The organism is Roseovarius sp. A-2 (genome assembly GCF_002072155.1).
Lineage (GTDB): Bacteria > Pseudomonadota > Alphaproteobacteria > Rhodobacterales > Rhodobacteraceae > Roseovarius.
Genome location: NZ_BDIY01000011.1, coordinates 52,003 through 68,791, shown reverse-complemented (window position 1 = coordinate 68,791; position 16,789 = coordinate 52,003). Strand labels below are relative to the sequence as shown.

The window sequence follows — 16,789 nt, the reverse complement described above, 5'->3', positions numbered from 1 at the left end:
CCGCGCCAAGAGATCGAGGCGGGCGAACGGGACAGGTCAACGCGAGAATCACACCGGCGCCTTCGCGACCGACTTTGCCGCTACAGTGGGCATCGACAGGACGATCAAACGCGTCGAAAATTTCAACCGGATTGAGCGATTCAGGGTGGTCCATTGGTTCGCAAGCAGCTCCGGAAGCGCCTGATCAATCCGGCGGCACGCTGTTTTTGACGGCAGCACCCCACCCCAGACGCTGCTTCTCCAGGACAGGCATGCAAGCCATCCGTGCCGGGTTTTGCAAAGTAACCAACGATCGAGACGCGCAACGGCGTTTGCGACCTCGGTCCGCATGAATGCGTCTAACCGTCTATAATAAAAAGATATTTGAAGAAACCCTCTGGTTCGACATTGCGGGCATTCGCAGTGCCGGGACATATCGGTGGGCGCCGCCGCCCTCGACCGTTGTCAATCATACAGGGCCGTCATTGATTGGCGTCGCACGCAGCGCTCGGCAGTCTAGAATTATTTCAGAGAGCGGGCACAATGCAGCTCCGACGCGGCTCGATCAAAGTTCGAAAGCGCCAATGTAGAAAATATTAAACAACCGACCCTCTTGATAAGATGCGAAAACAGTGCAGACTGATTGGATCGGACAACGATCAGCCGTTGGAGGGTTGAATGTATGAACACTCTGTCTGCGCGCAGTTTCGCGGCTGCTCGCTTTGATCGGCGGGGCATGACCTCACCCAAAGCCGAGCCTGTGCGAGCGTTTCCTGGCGGCTCCCGTGTTAATAGCGTGTTGCTCAGATCACCTGTTTCCGTCTTGCTGATGAGGGCGTAATAGGTGGCCGATGCAGAGAATCCTTGTGCCCGATCCGGGCCGCTCTGCCAGCACGGAGAGCTGACACCATGACCCCATTCGCAATCGCCGGCGTCCAGATGTACGTCAACGCCCTGCAACCCAATGTCGACGGCATGCTTCACCGCCTTGAGATTCTGATGGCGCGGTTTCCCTGGACGCAAATGGTGATGTTCAGCGAGCTTTCGCCCTTTGGCCCGCTCGACAAATACGCCCTGCCGCACGAGAACGACGTGATCGACAGGTTCTGCGAGGCGGCGCGTCGCTACAAGATCTGGCTCATCCCCGGGTCGATGTTCCTGACCTCGTCGGTGGACGGGCGTATCTACAACACGTCCCTTGTCATCAACCCCGACGGCGACGTCATCCGGCGCTACGCCAAGATGTTTCCCTTCCTGCCCTACGAGGCGGGGATTGCAGCAGGCACCGAATTCTGTGTTTTCGATGTACCCGAGGTGGGCCGCTTTGGCCTGTCGATCTGTTATGACATGTGGTTCCCGGAAACCACGCGCGAACTGACCAGTCAGGGGGTCGAAGTGCTGCTTCACCCGGTTCTGACCGGCACCACCGATCGCGACGCGGAACTTGCCATCGCGCGCGCCACGGCGGCACAGTTTCAGTGCTACGTGTTTGACGTGAATGGCCTTGGTGCAGGCGGCGTCGGCAAATCTCTGGTCGTCGATCCGACATCGCTGGTGCTGCACCAGTCGGCGGGACAAGAGGACATGTTCCCGATCGAGGTCGATCTTTCGATGGTGCGCCGTCAGCGTGAAACCGGGATGAAGGGCCTGGGTCAGGTGCTCAAGAGCTTCCGCGACCGCGCCGTTGACTTCTCGGTCTATGACCGCGCCAGCACGACCAACGATTATCTCAGGACACTCGGGCCGCTTGAGATCCCGCAACAGGGATCGCGTGCAGGATTGCACGTGGACGTGCCCGCCGATGCAGAGGCCGAAGAGCGCAATCACACGCGCAACCTCGGCTATGGAACGACGCCTTTCGAGGGCAGAACAACAGTCGGCTAGGGCGCAGGACCGCGGGGGGCCTTGCGTCCCTGATCCGCTGATCGCACTCTTGCCTGACAGGCGGGAGGACGATTGATGGATTCAGTAAGCGACTATTATTCTGCGACGCAGCTTCGCTCGGACCGGTGGAGCGCGTTGCGCGAGGCGACAACCTCGATATGCCGTGAGCGCGACGCCAAGAAGATCGCCGCCCTGAGATCCCGGATAAATGAGCTTTTCGAAGCGCTCGCGGTGATCGAGCCCTATTGGGCCTTTCCCGGCATGGCCGCGTTCGATCACATGCGCCGCCACTTCGAGCATGACAATCTGGATGATCTGTCGTTCGGCGTGCACCGGACCACGCGGGCTCTGACCACCGGGGCCTACCGGCGCCGCACGATCCCTCTTGATCGTGACAGCCATGACGACGAGGAACACAACGACGAGGCGATGCTGTCGCCAGAGGCCCGCGCCATGGCGCGCCCTTATTTCGAGGTTCTGATCGTCGACAATGTCAGCGAGCAACAGGAACGCTGGCTCCGGTCCAACGTCACCCGGATGCGTCGCGCCGAAGACCCGTTCCATTACGAGGCTGTCGTCGTTCCAAGCCTCGAGGACGCGCTGATTGCGGCGCTGTTCAATCACAACATTCAGGCGATCGTGGTGCGCCCCGGTTTAATCCTGAAGTCGAAGAACGAAAATGAGATTCTCGGCAAGTACCTGAGCAATGCCAGCGGTACCGACGAGCTCGAGGCGCTCCTGCCCGAGAATTACGGCCCCGAGCTTTGCCGTCTGATCGACCGGGTCCGCCCCGAGCTTGACGCATATCTTGTCACCGAACGCTCGGTCGAGGACATCGCGGGCCTCGATCTCGGTATTTGCCGACGGGTCTTCTACAATCAGGAAGACTTCATGGAGTTGCACCTCAACATCCTGCGCGGGGTCGAGGCCCGCAACAAAACGCCGTTCTTTACCGCTCTCGTAGACTATTCCAAACAGCCCACCGGTGTGTTTCACGCGATGCCGATCAGCCGTGGAAAATCCATCAGCCGCAGCCACTGGATTCAGGATATGGGCGCGTTTTACGGCCCCAACATTTTTCTTGCCGAAACCTCGGCCACCTCGGGCGGGCTTGATAGCCTTCTGGAACCGCATGGCCCCATCAAAGAGGCGCAGGAACTGGCCAGCCGGGCGTTTGGGTCAAAACAGACTTTCTTTGCCACCAATGGCACCTCGACCTGCAACAAGATCGTGGTGCAGGCGCTTGTGCGTCCCGGTGACATCGTGCTTGTGGATCGCGATTGCCACAAATCGCACCACTACGGCATGGTTCTGGCCGGCGCCGAGGTTGTCTATCTCGACAGCTACCCGCTGAATGAATACTCGATGTATGGCGCGGTGCCGCTGCGCGAGATCAAGCATCAGCTGCTGGCGCTCAAGGCCGCGGGCAAGCTTGACCGGGTCCGCATGCTGTTGCTCACCAACTGCACTTTTGACGGGCTGGTCTATAACGTCGAGCGCGTGATGGAGGAATGTCTGGCGATCAAGCCTGATCTCGTGTTCCTTTGGGACGAGGCATGGTTCGCCTTTGCCCGGTTCAGCCCGACCTACCGTCAGCGCACCGCCATGCGCACCGCCAACAACCTGCGCCGCCGCCTGCGCACAGATGCGCATCGTCGCACCTATGAGGCACAGCAGGAAGAGCTGGCCGAAGCGCCGGACGAAACATGGCTCGATACCCGACTTATCGCGCCACATAACGCGCGGATCAGGGTCTATGCCACACAATCGACGCACAAGACCCTGACGTCGCTGCGACAGGGCTCGATGATCCACGTCAACGATCAGGATTTCAAAGGCGAGGTCGAGCAGAGCTTTCACGAAGCCTATATGACCCACACGTCAACCTCGCCCAACTATCAAATCATCGCCTCGCTTGATGTCGGCCGCCGTCAGGTGGAACTTGAGGGCTTTGAATTTGTCCAGCGCCAGATCGAGGCGGCGATGTCCATGCGCAAGGCGATCAGCAGCCATCCTCTGTTGCAAAAGTATTTCAAGGTACTGACCGCGGGCGACATGATCCCCGAGCATTACCGACAGAGCGGTGTCACCAGCTATTTCGACACCGAGCAGGGCTGGACCGATATGTGGGATTGCTGGGAGCAGGACGACTTCGTGCTCGATGCCACCCGCGTCACCCTTGCTGTCGGCGGAACGGGCTGGGATGGCGATACCTTCAAGACCGATATCCTGATGGACAAATACGGCATCCAGATCAACAAGACCTCGCGCAATACCGTGCTTTTCATGACCAATATCGGCACCACGCGGTCATCTGTGGCCTATCTGATCGAAGTGTTGGTCGAGATCGCCAAAGACCTTGACGATCTGCTGGACGATGCCTCGAACATGGAGCGGCTCGCGTTTGACCGGCGGGTCAGGAATCTGACCGAGAATTACCCGCCCCTGCCGGATTTCAGCCGCTTTCACGATGCGTTCCGGCCGGGCGACCTGACGCCCGAGGGCGATATCAGGACTGCCTATTACCTAAGTTATGATCTGAAGAACTGCGATTACCTCGAACTCGATGGATCGCTGAAAGACGCGCTTGAGGCGGGGCAAGAGGTGGTTTCAGCCAGCTTTATCATCCCCTATCCGCCAGGCTTTCCGATCCTTGTGCCGGGCCAGGTGATCAGCAAGGAAATCCTTGCCTTCATGCGCGCGCTCGACGTCAATGAAATCCACGGCTACCGCGCCGACCTGGGGTTGCGCGTCTTCACACCAGAGGCCCTGGCCGCCTTGCCCAAGACCAAACCCATCAAGACTGCAGCCGAATAGGGAAGGAAAACAATATGGCAACTGCGCTTAAGAATATCTCGGAGATCCGCCGGTTTTTTCACCGCAATGACGACCCGATCTACTTTATTTCGGCCACCAACTTTAACCTCCTCGGGCTTGATGAGTGGGTGAAGAACTTCAAGTATATCTGCTATATCGACTGTTACGGCGGCAAGCATCCCAACGTGTTCTGCCCCTCGGAACAGCCCCATGCAGAGTTTCAGTCAATCGAGGACATCAACAACTACCTGTTGCAGCACAAGGAGGTGATTGATTTCATCAAGCGGCGCGGTGGCAAGCCGAAATTCGTCTTCCTGATGTTCGACGAGGAAACCGAGCGTCTGTCGAAAGAACTCGGTGCCGATGTCTGGTTTCCCAAGGCCAAGCTGCGCACCAAGATGGACAACAAGATCGAAACCGTCCGTATCGGCAACAAGGCCGGCGTGCCCTCGGTGCCCAACGTTCTGGCCGAGGTAAAATCCTACGAGGATCTGCAAAAGACCTGTGAAAAGGCCGGGATCGGTCATGATCTGGTGCTGCAATCAGCCTTTGGCGATAGTGGCCACACCACGTTTTTCATCAAATCCGAGGCCGATTTCCGCCGCCACGAGCACGAGATCATCGGCGAGGGCGAAATCAAGATCATGAAGCGGATTGATTGCCGGGGTTCCGCGATCGAGGCCTGCGCCACCAAGGAGGGCACCATCGTCGGCCCGCTGATGACAGAGCTTGTCGGTTTCAAGGATCTCACCCCCTATCGCGGCGGCTGGTGTGGCAATGAAATCCTGTCCACCGCCTTTCCGCCAAAGGTGCGCCAGAAAGCGCGCGAACTGACCTTCAAGTTCGGCGAACAGTTACGCAAAGAGGGCTATCGCGGCTACTTTGAGCTTGATTTCCTGATCGACAAGAAAACCGGCGACCTGTGGCTGGGCGAGTTGAACCCGCGCATCACCGGAGCGTCGTCGATGACCAACCACGCCGCCTTTGCCCATGCCGATGCGCCGTTGTTTCTGTTCCACCTGCTGGAATTTTCGAGAAAGAAGTTCGACCTTGATGTCGACGAGTTGAACGCACGTTGGGCCGACCCGGACATGATCGACAGTTGGTCACAGATGGTGATAAAACATACCGAGGATAGCGTTGATATCTGCACCGACGCGCCCGAAACCGGCATCTACAAGATGTTGGAAGATGGCCGCGTCGTGTTTGACCGGTTCGATTATCACCGCCGCGCGGTTGAATCGGAAAACGAGGCGTTTTTCCTACGCATCCTTCAACCCGGCGATTACCGTTATGAGGGTGCCGATATCGGCATTCTGGTGACCCGCGGCCGCTCCATGACCAAGGGGTTTCAGTTGAATGAACGCGCCAAGAAATGGATTCACGGGATCAAGCAATCCGTCGCGGGAAAACCCCTGCCGGTTGCCAATGCTGGGCCTGCGCTTGCGGACCCGGCCTTCAAGATCATGTAAGGGCTGTCTATGCTTTGGCGCGCAGTGAGTGAAGATTTGCCCGGCCCGAAATGGGCCGGGCTTTTCGCCGAATACTGGCCGCACTACCGGCGCTGGTGGCTCAAGGAGGGCGACGGCGCGCGCCCGAAATACCTCGAGAGCCGCCGCGCCATCGCGCAGCACATGCCCGAGATCGTGCCGCTATACGATAGCTTGTGCGATCTTGCAGGCGGTGGCGATCAGGCGGCACGTTTCCTCAGTTTCCATTGCCCGCCGCCCTATCTGTCGGGCTGTAGCCAAGCGATCTGGACCGGCGAGGAGCCGGTGCTTGTGCGCAATTACGACTATAATCCCAACGCCTTTGACAGCCTGATCCTGAAAACCGGCTGGCAAGGGCGGCGCGTCATCGGCACCTCGGATGGACTCTGGGGGCTGGTTGACGGGATGAACGATGCCGGGCTTGCGATCTCGCTTACCTTTGGCGGCAGGCGCGTGGTCGGTGAGGGCTTCGGCGTGCCGCTGATCCTGCGCTACGTGCTCCAGACCTGCGAGACCGCCAAAGAAGCAGGTGCGGTTCTGGCGCGCGTGCCGACACATATGAGTTATAACGTCACCGTTCTGGACGCCAAGCGGCAATATCTGACCGCGATGATGGCACCCGACCGCCCGACCCTGATCACCCATGCCGCCGTTGCCACCAACCATCAGGAAAACGTCGAATGGGTCAGCCACGCGCGCTTTACCGCCACGGTCGAGCGCGAGCGCTATCTGCTGCACCGCCTGACCCTGCATCGCGACCCCGAGGATAAATTCATCAACGCTTTCCTGCGCCCGCCGCTCTATTCTACCGCGTTTTCCGCCGGGTTCGGCACGCTTTACACCGCCGTTTACCGCCCAAGACTGCAACAGATGGAGGTTCGCTGGCCGGGCACCGTCTGGCCGCAAACGATGGATCACTTTCACGAAGGCGGTCGTGATGTGCAGATACCGGGTGCGGCATAGCACAAATGCATCGCCACCCGTGGTGAGACACGGCCCTGCACTTTCTGCAAACCCGGTATCAGACGGACGTGTCAGGGCACCGCATTCCCTCTTGACCATTTTCCGACAATGGACCGCCAGCGCTCGACGCGTAAATACTTGATCGGCCGCGTTCATTCACATCGGTGGCTCGCTCCTCATGAAAGAATCCGAAGGCCTTGATATAGCGAGACGGTCGTTGTTGATGAGGCCCTTGCCCAGCACGGTCGAGGAGGCATTGTTGTCCGATGCGTCAACGCGCGATTTTGCGCAGGGCGAAACGTTTTTCCTTCAGAACGAAAAGGCAACCGTGGTTCATGTGGTCCTGGAAGACTGGGCTGTAGATATGCCGTTACTCGCGGTCATGTGTCATGGCGGATTGCCCGTGATCGGGCGCACCCCGGCCAGACACAGCGCCACGCCGGGCGATTGTCCCCGTCGCCGGGTTCGTCATGCCGAATTGAACCGCAGCGACAGGCAGGACATGCCGCCGTCGAGTTTTGCGCATTCACTGTTGTTGATCTCGACCAGCGTATACCCGGCGCGATCAAGCCGCTCGGCGGTGCGGGGAAAGCCGCCCGGCATCAGAACCACGTCGTTGAACCTGATAGTGTTGGCCGCGGCCTCTTCGCCCTCGGCGGTGTGGATCAGGCGATAGCCCTCGAAGCAGCCCGCAGCGGCGAGGCGCTCGGTGGTCAGGATGGTCTCTGCATCGAGAAGCGAACAGTCGGTCTTGAAATGCAGGATATCGGCGGGCGTCTCGACCTCGCGCAACCTGTGGCCCCAGTCTGCGACGATGCGCGCGAGTTCGGCCACGCCCGCCGCGTCGGTGCGAGCCGACCGGCCCACGAGAATTTCGCGCCCGGTCACCAGAATGTCGCCGCCCTCGACATATCCCGGCCCGTCGATGCGCCGCAGGTCGGTGAAATGCGTGGCCAGGGTCGGCGCCATCTCGGCGGCCTCGCCCAGACGGGACGGGGCCCCGGGGCGCAGGATCACCGCCCCTTGCGGCAGGCAGAGCGCGGTATCCTCGACGAACATCGCATCGGGATAGCCGCTCAGCGGCGGCAGCACCGTGACCTGGGCGCCGGTGGCCCGCAGCGCCACGACATAGGCGTCATGGTCGGCCTGCAACCGGGCCATGTCGGGCGCTCCGATATCATGGGCGCGCAATCCGTTCACGGCGCTTGCGGCGGGTTGCCGCGTGATCGCATGGCTGAAGTGACAGGTGGGGTCGGTCATGGGCTGGGCTCCGTCTTGCGGGTCATCTTGGCGGTGCGGATCTCGATCATCGACGGCCCCCGAGTGTCAGCGGCGCGGCGCAGGGCCTCGGCCAGTGCATCGGGTGTCTCGGCGCAGAGGGCGTAAGGCATGCCGCAGGAGGCCGCCACCAGCGCGAAATCCGGCGGTGTCGGATCGCAGCCGACAACCTCGATCCCGGCACCCTCCATCGAAACCGCGATCTCGCCATAGCCGTGATTGTTCCAGATCAGAAAGATCACGGGCAAATTTTCATCGGCGGCGGTCATCAGCTCGGGCAGGACGAACTGCGCCCCGCCGTCGCCGGTGATGCACAGCACCGGCGCATCCGGACAGGCCAGCGCCGCTCCGATCGCGGCAGGAATACCGTAGCCGAGGGCGCCATAGCCGGTGGCAGCGTTGAACCAGCCGCCGGGCCGGTCATGGTCGTAATAGAGGTTGCCCGCATAGATCAACTGCGTGGAATCCCCGACCATCAGGGCGTTCGGCAGCGCGTCGCGGGCTGCGTTCAGAAGCGCCAACTGAGCCTGCTGTTCGGCGGTTAGGCTGGCAAAGGCCCGCTCGCGGATGTCCCGCGCGCGTTCGGCACCGCTCTGCCCTCGTGCCTCGTGGTTCTCAAGTTCTGCCAGCAGGGCCGCAACGCCCGGTGCGGCGGCGCTGTGCAAGGTCAGATCAGCAGGGTGGCGGGCAAGTTGCTCGCGGCAGATATCCATGCGGACAAGGCCCGGAAACCGGGGCAAGCAGCCGGTGAACTCCATGTCGTAATCGGTCTGCCCCAGCTCCGTGCCGATGGCGAGCACGCAATCCGCAGCTTCAATCAGGTGCCGGACCGGGGCCAGGCTGGGGCTGGCGGGAATGACCAGCGAATGCCCGTGCAAGTGGCCTCGCGCGTTGGTGGTCAGCACCACCGGCGCATCCAGCCGTTCGGCCAGCCTGCGCAGATCACCGGTCGCAGCCGCAGCCCCTCCGCCGACCAGAATGACAGGCCGTGCGGCGCGGCGCAGGCGATCCGCCGCCGCCGCTATCCGGTCCGTCGCCTCGGTCGGCTGTTGCGGGGCTGAGGGGGGCGGCATCGGGGCGTCATGCGCCTGACCGGCCACATCCAGCGGCACCTCGATATGGGTCGGGCCAGGGCGCCCCTCGGCCATGCGGGCAAAGGCGCGATCCACGGCACCTGCAAGGCCATCGGCGGTTGTCACCCGGGCGCTGTCAAGCGCCACCGTGGCCGCGAGCGCCGACTGGTCGGGCAGTTCATGCAGATGGCCAAGCCCGCGGCCGAGACTGGACAGGACATTCACCCCGGATATGACAAGCATCGGCACGCTGTCGGCCCGCGCCTGCGCCATCGGTGTCAGCGTATTGGTCAGCCCGGGGCCGGTGATCACCAGCGCCACGCCGGGCCTGCCAGAGGCGCGCGCATACCCGTCGGCCATAAAGCCCGCGCCCTGTTCGTGCCGTGGCGTGACATGGCGGATGGGTGAGGCGGCAAGCCCCCGGTAGAGCTCGACCGTATGCACGCCCGGGATTCCAAAGACCGTATCCACGCCCTGCGCCTCGAGCCGCCTCACCAGCGCCTCGCCGATTGTCTGTGTCATGTAGTGGCCCTCGCGTGCTGGCGAGCATGCGCGACAATCCGGTCGCAGGCCACCTCGAAGCGGGCGTCGTCTACCGTCAACGCGACGCGGATCCAGTGATTGAGCCTTGCGCCGAAGGCGCTGCCCGGCATCACGGCCACGCTTGCGTTCTCCAGCAGATCGAGGGCATAGGCATGGCCGTTCATTCCGGTCTTCTCGACATTGACCATGGCGAACATCCCCGCCTTGGGCGCGTGCACCTCAAGCGTCCACTCCGCGCTCAGCCGGGCGTGCAGCCGTGCGGCGCGCGCGGCAAAGCGGGCGCGCATGCCCGCCGCCACCTCGGACTGGGCGCTGACCGCCGCCGCCGTCATGTCGGCGATGAATGGCTGGTTGCCGAACAGCATCGTTTCCGACAGGGACAGCAACCGCGCGGTGAATTCGGGCGGTCCGATCGCCCAACCGCTGCGAAAGCCCGGCGCGGCATGCGACTTCGAGATCGAGGAGACGACCACCACCCGGTCGGCCAGTTCGGGGATCGACAGCGGTGAATGAAAGGTCTCGCCGTCAAAGACCAGCTCTTCATAGACCTCGTCCGCGATGATCCACAGGTCATGCTCCTGCGCCAGCTTGCCGATTGCCAGCAGATCCGCGCGCGACAGGATCGCCCCGGTCGGGTTATGCGGCGTGTTCAGCAGGAGGACGCGGCTGCGCGGCGTGATCCGCGCCGCGATATCCTCGGCGCGGATGCGAAATCCCTGCGCAGGCAACAGCGGCACTGGCACCATCGTCGCCCCGGTGGCGCGGATCACGCCCTCGTAGGTGGCATACATCGGGTCGCCGACCAACACTTCGTCGCCGGTTTCGGCCACCCCCATCAGGACCGCGAAAAGCGCCGTCTGGGTGCCGGGAAAGCACAGGACCCGGTCGGGTTCGATCCGGGTTGCGGTGCTTTGCGCGTATCTTTGCGCAAGGGCGGCGCGCAGATTATCCTCGCCGCGACCGTCGGAATAGCCGGTGCGCCCACGCCGCAGCGCGTCAACGGCCACGTCAGTCAGCGCCTGCGGCGTCGCAACATCGGGTTCGCCGATTGTCAGCTCAATAATGTCACGCCCATGGGCGGCCAGTTCCCGGGCGCGGAAATGGACATCCCACTTGGCGCCCCCCAACCCCGCGAGGCGGTCGACGATGCCTGCATATTTCATCTTTACAAGTCCTCTGTATCTTCAAGTGGCAGCCCGACCAGCGCCCCGACCGAGCGCAGCCCAATGGCCGTCAATTCCCCTTGAGCGAACGCGTCCGGCAGCGCGCCGCCCTCGATCCACAGCCCGTCGATGACGGCGTTGCAGGCGATGGCCAGTCGACGCGTCTCGGCTTTTGTATGCGGTCGGCCCACATGCCGCAGCGCGTCCGCGATGAGCGATTCGAGACGGTCGCGGAAATAGCAGTAGGTGCACTCATGCGTCTTCAGCAGTTGCGGATCCTGCATCGCCCGGCCCAACAGCGCCGCCCAGAGCGAAACCCAGTCGCGGTTCAACACCGGCGGTGACAGCGACGAGATCACGAACGCCGCCAGACGCGCCCGGGGCTCGGGCTTGTCGCTCGCCTGCCAGACGGCATCGGTCATCCGGCTCATGTGATAATCATAGGCCGCCGCGACCAAGCTCTCCTTGGAGCCGAAATAGTGCCGGATCAGCCCCTGCGTGACCCCCGCCTCCTGCGCGATGTCGCGCACCGTGGCCGCGCGCACGCCCTTCCGCGCGATCAGCGACAACACCGCAAGAATCAACTGCTCGCGCCGTTGTGCGGGCAATTCGCGGGTGAACTTGCGCTGATCGGCACTCATGCGGGCGACGGCCTTGTGACGGAAGTTGACAAAACTATACACTTGCATAATTACTCGCTCTCTGCCTAACTACAAGCTGAAAATGCAACATCGGGGCCCTTCCTTTGACTGCAAATCGCACCGCAGACGGCGAACCATCGGCAATACAGGTCATTGATCTGTGCAAGAATTTCGGCTCTGTCGAAGTCTTGAAGGGGGTGTCTCTCGACGCCCGAAAGGGGGATGTCGTCGCCATCATCGGGGGCAGCGGATCCGGCAAGTCGACCCTCTTGCGTTGCACCAACTTTCTGGAAACGCCGACCTCGGGCAAGATCATCGTCGATGGCGAGGAGGTTGCCATGCGCGCGGACGGACGCCCCGCCAACCGGCGTCAGATCGAACGCATCCGCAGTCGGCTGGGCATGGTTTTCCAGAGCTTCAACCTCTGGACCCACCGTACATTGCTCGAAAACGTGATCGAGGTGCCGGTCCACGTGCTGGGGATGCACCGCGACGCGGCGACGGCGCGCGCCTTCGATCTGCTCGACCGTGTCGGGCTGCGCGACAAGGCCGACACCTATCCCGCTTACCTGTCCGGCGGCCAGCAACAGCGCGCCGCGATTGCCCGCGCGCTGGCGGTCGATCCGACGGTGATGCTCTTTGACGAACCCACCAGCGCACTCGATCCTGAACTGGTGGGAGACGTGCTGCGCGTGATCCGCGATCTGGCACAGGAGGGCCGCACCATGTTGCTGGTCACCCACGAAATGAAATTCGCGCGCGAAGTCGCAAGCCATGTCTTGTACCTGTCCGAAGGCCGCATCGAGGAACAGGGACCGCCGGAGCAGCTGTTTGCCAACCCGCGCTCCGAGCGATTGCAGCAATTCCTGCAAACAGTTCACTGAAAACCAACCAAACCAACAGGAGATAGAAAAATGAAATTCATGAAATCCCTCGCTGCTGCGACCCTTGCCGGGGCGCTTGGCGCTGGCGCTGCCATGGCCGAAGAGGTCAAGATCGGCATCGCCGCCGAGCCCTATCCGCCCTTCGCCTCGCTTGATGCCTCGGGCGAATGGGGCGGTTGGGAAGTCGAGATCATCAACGCGGTCTGCGAGGCTGCCGAGCTTGACTGCGTGATCACCCCGGTCGCGTGGGACGGCATCATTCCGTCGCTGACCGGACAGCAGATCGACGCCATCATGGCCTCGATGTCGATCACCGACGAGCGCATGAAAACCATTGATTTCAGCGATCCCTACTACAACACGCCAGCGGTGATCGTCGCCGACAGGTCGATGGATATCGCACCAAGCGCCGCCTCGCTGGACGGCAAGATCCTCGGGGTTCAGGCCGCGACCACACACCAGGCCTATGCCACCGCGCATTTTGCCGATGCCGCCGCCGAGATCCGCGTCTACCAGACCCAGGACGAGGCGAACCAGGATCTGGTCTCGGGCCGCATAGACGCGATCCAGGCCGACAGCATCGCGATGGGCGAATTCGTCAATTCCGACGCCGGTGCCTGCTGCGAAATCAAGGGCGCGGTGCCCAATGACGAAAGCATTCTTGGCAAGGGGGTCGGTGCGGGCCTGCGCAAGGGCGACGACGACCTGCGCGAAAAGATCAATGCCGGCATCGCGAAGATCATCGAAAATGGAACGCACGACGAAATCACCGCGCGCTATTTCGATACGAGCATCCTGGCCGAGTAGAGCCCGGACTTGGATGCCCTGGTTGAATTTTTCGGACTGGCCGACAGTCTGAAACTGCTGTCCCTGTCCCCGCCGGGCTGGGGCAGCAACCTTCTGCGCGGGTTGCTGCACTCGCTCCAGATCGCTTTCGGGGCGTTCGGTCTGGGATTGATTATCGGGCTGTTTGGAGCCTGCGGAAAACTCTATGGCGGTCCGGTCCTACGCGATCTGCTCGCCATTTATACCACGGTGATCCGGGCGGTGCCGGAACTCGTCCTGATCCTGATCCTCTATTACGCGGGCTCTGACCTGATCAACAAGGCGGCCGAAGCCATGGGCTATGACCGGGTCGAAATCAACGGTGTGATCGCCGGTATCTGGGTGCTCGGGCTCGTTCAGGGCGCCTATGCGACCGAGGTGCTGCGCGGCGCGATCCAGGCGGTGCCGCCGGGCCAGATCGAAGCAGCACGCGCCTTTGGCATGCCGCCGCTGCTGCTGATGCGCCGGGTGACGGTTCCGGCGATGATGTCCTTTGCGACGCCGGGGCTGGCCAATCTCTGGCTGATCGCCACCAAGGATACGGCGCTTCTGGCCATCGTGGGCTTTAACGAACTGACCCTCGAAACCCGCCAGGCGGCCAGCAGCACGCGGGCCTATTTCACCTTCTTTCTTGCTGCCGGGGCGCTTTACCTGATGGTGACACTGGGCTCCGGCGTCGTCTTCGGCTGGATCGAGAAATGGTCCCGGCGCGGCCAGCCATCGCTGCGGGAGGGCCGCAGATGACCGGCTTGCGCGCACTGTTGCAACCTCACCGGCTGATCCTGATGGCGGTCTTCGCGGCCTTCGTGATCTGGTGCGCCTATGCCCTGCGATGGGACTGGCTGCCGAAATATGCGCCGCTCGCGGTCGAGGGGCTGTGGACGACGATCTGGCTGCTTGTCGTCACCTCGGTTCTGGGCATGCTGCTTGCCATACCGCTTGGCATGGCACAGGCGATCGGGCCATGGTACCTGTCGGCACCGGCGCGGGCGTTCTGCACCATTATCCGGGGCACGCCGTTGCTGTTGCAGATCTGGCTGTTCTATTACGGTCTGGGGTCACTGTTCCCGCAATTCCCCGAAATCCGCAACAGCGAGCTTTGGCCCTATCTACGCCAGGCCTGGCCCTATGCTGTTCTGGCACTGACCCTGTCCTATGCCGGGTATGAAGGCGAGGTCATGCGCGGGGCCTTCGCAGGCGTGGACAAGGGTCAGCTGGAAGCCGGGCGCGCCTTTGGCATGTCGCGCGTTACCGTCTTCCGCCGGATCTGGCTGCCGCTGGCGGTGCGCAACGTGCTGCCGACGCTGGGCGGCGAGACCATCCTGCAACTCAAGGCCACCCCGCTGGTCGCGACGATCACGGTAATGGAGATCTACGCCGTCTCCTCGCGCGTGCGGGCGGAAACCTTCATCGTCTACGAGCCGCTGTTGCTACTTGCCGTAGCCTACTTGCTGGTCGCGGGTGTCATCACCCTGCTCTTCAGCCGCTGGGAACGGCGCGGATCGGGCGCGCGCGCGCCCGGCGCAACCACAGCCACAACCGGGCAAGCCGCCACGAAGCCCTGAAACGATCCGGGCCGTGCGGGTCCGTGCAAAGACAAGCTTTGACAGCCCGGCGCGGGACGGGTAAATGAACAATCGTTCATTTTTTCAGGAGGGCATCCAATGCGTATCGAGGACAGTGCGGCGCTGATCACCGGCGGCGCCTCCGGGCTTGGCGAGGCGACGGCACGGCAGTTCCGGGCGCGGGGCGCGCAGGTAACGCTGCTCGACCGCGACCCAGTGCGCGGCGCGGATGTCGCCACCGAAATCGGCGCGGGCTTTGTCGAGACCGACGTGACCGACGAGGCGTCGGTCGCCACCGCCATCGCCACCGCGCGCGACCGGATGGGCCGAATCACCGCAGTGGTGAACTGCGCCGGCATCGCCACGGGGGCCAAGGTCCTCGGGCGCGACGGACCGCACCCGCTTGATGCCTTCCGCCGCACCATCGACATCAACCTCGTGGGCACGTTCAACGTGGCGCGCCTCGCCGCCGCCGCGATGGCCGCGAATGCGCCGGACGCGGATGGCGCGCGCGGCGTGATCATCAACACCGCCTCCATCGCCGCTTTCGACGGACAAAAGGGACAGGCCGCCTATGCCGCCTCCAAGGGCGGGATCGTCGGGCTGTCGTTGCCGATGGCCCGCGATCTCGTGCGCGAGGGGATTCGCGTCATGGCCATCGCACCGGGGATTTTCGCCACCCCGATGATGCGCGGGCTGCCGCAGGAGGTGCAGGACGACCTTGCCGCTGAAGTGACCTTTCCCAAACGTCTCGGCGACCCCGAGGAATACGCGCGGCTGGCGGCCTTCATCGTCGAATGCGGCTATCTCAACGGCGAGGTGATCCGCCTCGACGGCGCGCTGCGGATGCGCTGAGCGGCGCTCAATCCGCGCCCTCGGTCTCGATCTTCAACTCGCGGCCGCAATGCTTGCAATGGATGGCGTCGGGGTCTTGCTTGAGAAGCCCGCAATCCTGGCACTTGTGCCGTACCTTGGCGGGCACGAAAATCGCCCGCGCCAACCGCAGGAACAACCCCACGCCGGCCAGCATGATCCCCACCGCCAACAACCGCCCGGTGCCGGTGGTCATCAGGATATCGCCATAGCCGGTGGTGGTCAGCGTCGTCACCGTGAAATAGAGCGCATCGACATAGGTCTCCAGCCCCGGCTCCTGCCCGCCGCGCAGCACCAGCACGAGCGCGGTCATCGCGAAGATGAACACCAGCAGGTTGACCGTCGCGAGAATCGCATCCTCGTACAGGCGGAAAATCCGCACATCGCGTCGCAGATCCTTGAGCAGGTGATAGGAATGCACCAGCCGCAGCGCCCGCAACAGCCGCAACGCCGCCCAGCCCTGCCCCAGGAACGGCGCGGCGATCAGCGAGGCCAGAACCAGAACATCCACGATCACGTAGATTTGCCGCAAGTGTCGCAGGCGGTTCTCCGAAATCCACAACCGACAGGCAAAATCCGCGAGGATGATCGCGGCCACTCCCGCATCCGCCGCAATCAGCGCAGGGCTGAGCGGCAGTGTGGCGGTCGCGAGAAAGAAGACGATGGTCACCGCGTCGAAGATCAGCAGCCCGTACCGAAACCGCGTGGCACGTTTTGAGCGACCCTCGTACAAGAGCCTGACGCGGTCCCTGATGCTGCGATCCGATGAACTCATATGCGCGAGCATAGCCGCGCAACCCTGCGATTTACA

14 protein-coding genes are annotated in these 16,789 nt (G+C 62.5%); 9 read left to right on the top strand and 5 right to left on the bottom strand.

Annotation, left to right across the window (positions count from 1 at the left end; genetic code table 11):
* The first annotated feature begins 888 nt into the window (after nt 1–888).
* The 4 genes from BHD06_RS13540 to BHD06_RS13525 all read left to right on the top strand — a co-directional run bounded on the left by BHD06_RS13540 (nt 889) and on the right by BHD06_RS13525 (nt 7,133).
* Nucleotides 889–1,863 carry a carbon-nitrogen hydrolase family protein gene (locus BHD06_RS13540; RefSeq protein ID WP_080457511.1) on the top strand — a complete coding sequence of 325 codons (975 nt, stop codon included), beginning with the start codon at nt 889–891 and terminating at the stop codon, nt 1,861–1,863.
* 75 nt (nt 1,864–1,938) lie between these two features.
* Complete coding sequence (locus BHD06_RS13535) at nt 1,939–4,680, top strand: aminotransferase class I/II-fold pyridoxal phosphate-dependent enzyme (RefSeq protein WP_080457510.1); 2,742 nt, start codon at nt 1,939–1,941, stop codon at nt 4,678–4,680.
* A 14-nt stretch (nt 4,681–4,694) separates the two neighbouring features.
* A complete protein-coding gene (locus BHD06_RS13530; RefSeq protein ID WP_080457509.1) occupies nt 4,695–6,152 on the top strand; it encodes a biotin carboxylase in 1,458 nt (485 codons plus the stop codon).
* Nucleotides 6,153–6,161: 9 nt separating this feature from the next.
* Nucleotides 6,162–7,133, top strand: a complete 972-nt coding sequence (locus BHD06_RS13525) for a C45 family autoproteolytic acyltransferase/hydolase (protein WP_080457508.1) — start codon at nt 6,162–6,164, stop codon at nt 7,131–7,133.
* 468 nt (nt 7,134–7,601) lie between these two features.
* On the opposite strand, the gene BHD06_RS13520 is transcribed toward BHD06_RS13525, so the two are convergent.
* The 4 genes from BHD06_RS13520 to BHD06_RS13505 are packed head-to-tail and all read right to left on the bottom strand — an operon-like array spanning nt 7,602 to nt 11,831.
* The gene (locus tag BHD06_RS13520; protein ID WP_080457507.1) at nt 7,602–8,393 is read right to left on the bottom strand and encodes a dimethylarginine dimethylaminohydrolase family protein; all 792 of its coding nucleotides are present in this window, start codon (nt 8,391–8,393) and stop codon (nt 7,602–7,604) included.
* Nucleotides 8,390–10,006, bottom strand: coding sequence for a 5-guanidino-2-oxopentanoate decarboxylase (locus BHD06_RS13515; RefSeq protein WP_080457506.1), 1,617 nt, complete (start codon nt 10,004–10,006; stop codon nt 8,390–8,392). Before BHD06_RS13515 ends, BHD06_RS13520 begins: the two co-directional genes overlap by 4 nt.
* Nucleotides 10,003–11,190 (bottom strand): pyridoxal phosphate-dependent aminotransferase, encoded by a 1,188-nt coding sequence (locus tag BHD06_RS13510; RefSeq protein ID WP_080457505.1) that lies wholly within the window; start codon nt 11,188–11,190, stop codon nt 10,003–10,005. Before BHD06_RS13510 ends, BHD06_RS13515 begins: the two co-directional genes overlap by 4 nt.
* A gap of 2 nt (nt 11,191–11,192) precedes the next feature.
* Nucleotides 11,193–11,831 carry a TetR/AcrR family transcriptional regulator gene (locus tag BHD06_RS13505; protein ID WP_080457560.1) on the bottom strand — a complete coding sequence of 213 codons (639 nt, stop codon included), beginning with the start codon at nt 11,829–11,831 and terminating at the stop codon, nt 11,193–11,195.
* 104 nt (nt 11,832–11,935) lie between these two features.
* On the opposite strand from BHD06_RS13505, the gene BHD06_RS13500 reads away from it, so the two are divergent.
* The 5 genes from BHD06_RS13500 to BHD06_RS13480 all read left to right on the top strand — a co-directional run bounded on the left by BHD06_RS13500 (nt 11,936) and on the right by BHD06_RS13480 (nt 15,960).
* Entirely contained in the window at nt 11,936–12,715 is a 780-nt protein-coding gene (locus BHD06_RS13500) for an ABC transporter ATP-binding protein (protein WP_303245687.1), read from the top strand.
* A gap of 30 nt (nt 12,716–12,745) precedes the next feature.
* Nucleotides 12,746–13,522 (top strand): transporter substrate-binding domain-containing protein, encoded by a 777-nt coding sequence (locus BHD06_RS13495; protein WP_080457503.1) that lies wholly within the window; start codon nt 12,746–12,748, stop codon nt 13,520–13,522.
* Nucleotides 13,523–13,531: 9 nt separating this feature from the next.
* Nucleotides 13,532–14,284 carry an ABC transporter permease gene (locus BHD06_RS13490; protein WP_080457502.1) on the top strand — a complete coding sequence of 251 codons (753 nt, stop codon included), beginning with the start codon at nt 13,532–13,534 and terminating at the stop codon, nt 14,282–14,284.
* Nucleotides 14,281–15,105 carry an ABC transporter permease gene (locus tag BHD06_RS13485; protein WP_080457559.1) on the top strand — a complete coding sequence of 275 codons (825 nt, stop codon included), beginning with the start codon at nt 14,281–14,283 and terminating at the stop codon, nt 15,103–15,105. Before BHD06_RS13490 ends, BHD06_RS13485 begins: the two co-directional genes overlap by 4 nt.
* Nucleotides 15,106–15,204: 99 nt before the next feature.
* Complete coding sequence (locus tag BHD06_RS13480; RefSeq protein ID WP_080457501.1) at nt 15,205–15,960, top strand: SDR family NAD(P)-dependent oxidoreductase; 756 nt, start codon at nt 15,205–15,207, stop codon at nt 15,958–15,960.
* Between the two features lie 7 nt (nt 15,961–15,967).
* Here BHD06_RS13480 and BHD06_RS13475 read toward each other — a convergent pair whose 3' ends face one another.
* Complete coding sequence (locus BHD06_RS13475) at nt 15,968–16,753, bottom strand: potassium channel family protein (protein WP_080457558.1); 786 nt, start codon at nt 16,751–16,753, stop codon at nt 15,968–15,970.
* Nucleotides 16,754–16,789: the final 36 nt, after the last annotated feature.

Coding starts and splice junctions, on each gene's coding strand:
- BHD06_RS13485 (WP_080457559.1), top strand. CDS start 14,281: ATGACCGGCTTGCGCGCACTGTTGCAACCTCACCGGCTGATCCTGATG.
- BHD06_RS13515 (WP_080457506.1), bottom strand. CDS start 10,006: ATGACACAGACAATCGGCGAGGCGCTGGTGAGGCGGCTCGAGGCGCAG.
- BHD06_RS13480 (WP_080457501.1), top strand. CDS start 15,205: ATGCGTATCGAGGACAGTGCGGCGCTGATCACCGGCGGCGCCTCCGGG.
- BHD06_RS13495 (WP_080457503.1), top strand. CDS start 12,746: ATGAAATTCATGAAATCCCTCGCTGCTGCGACCCTTGCCGGGGCGCTT.
- BHD06_RS13510 (WP_080457505.1), bottom strand. CDS start 11,190: ATGAAATATGCAGGCATCGTCGACCGCCTCGCGGGGTTGGGGGGCGCC.
- BHD06_RS13530 (WP_080457509.1), top strand. CDS start 4,695: ATGGCAACTGCGCTTAAGAATATCTCGGAGATCCGCCGGTTTTTTCAC.
- BHD06_RS13535 (WP_080457510.1), top strand. CDS start 1,939: ATGGATTCAGTAAGCGACTATTATTCTGCGACGCAGCTTCGCTCGGAC.
- BHD06_RS13475 (WP_080457558.1), bottom strand. CDS start 16,753: ATGAGTTCATCGGATCGCAGCATCAGGGACCGCGTCAGGCTCTTGTAC.
- BHD06_RS13505 (WP_080457560.1), bottom strand. CDS start 11,831: ATGAGTGCCGATCAGCGCAAGTTCACCCGCGAATTGCCCGCACAACGG.
- BHD06_RS13525 (WP_080457508.1), top strand. CDS start 6,162: ATGCTTTGGCGCGCAGTGAGTGAAGATTTGCCCGGCCCGAAATGGGCC.
- BHD06_RS13540 (WP_080457511.1), top strand. CDS start 889: ATGACCCCATTCGCAATCGCCGGCGTCCAGATGTACGTCAACGCCCTG.
- BHD06_RS13520 (WP_080457507.1), bottom strand. CDS start 8,393: ATGACCGACCCCACCTGTCACTTCAGCCATGCGATCACGCGGCAACCC.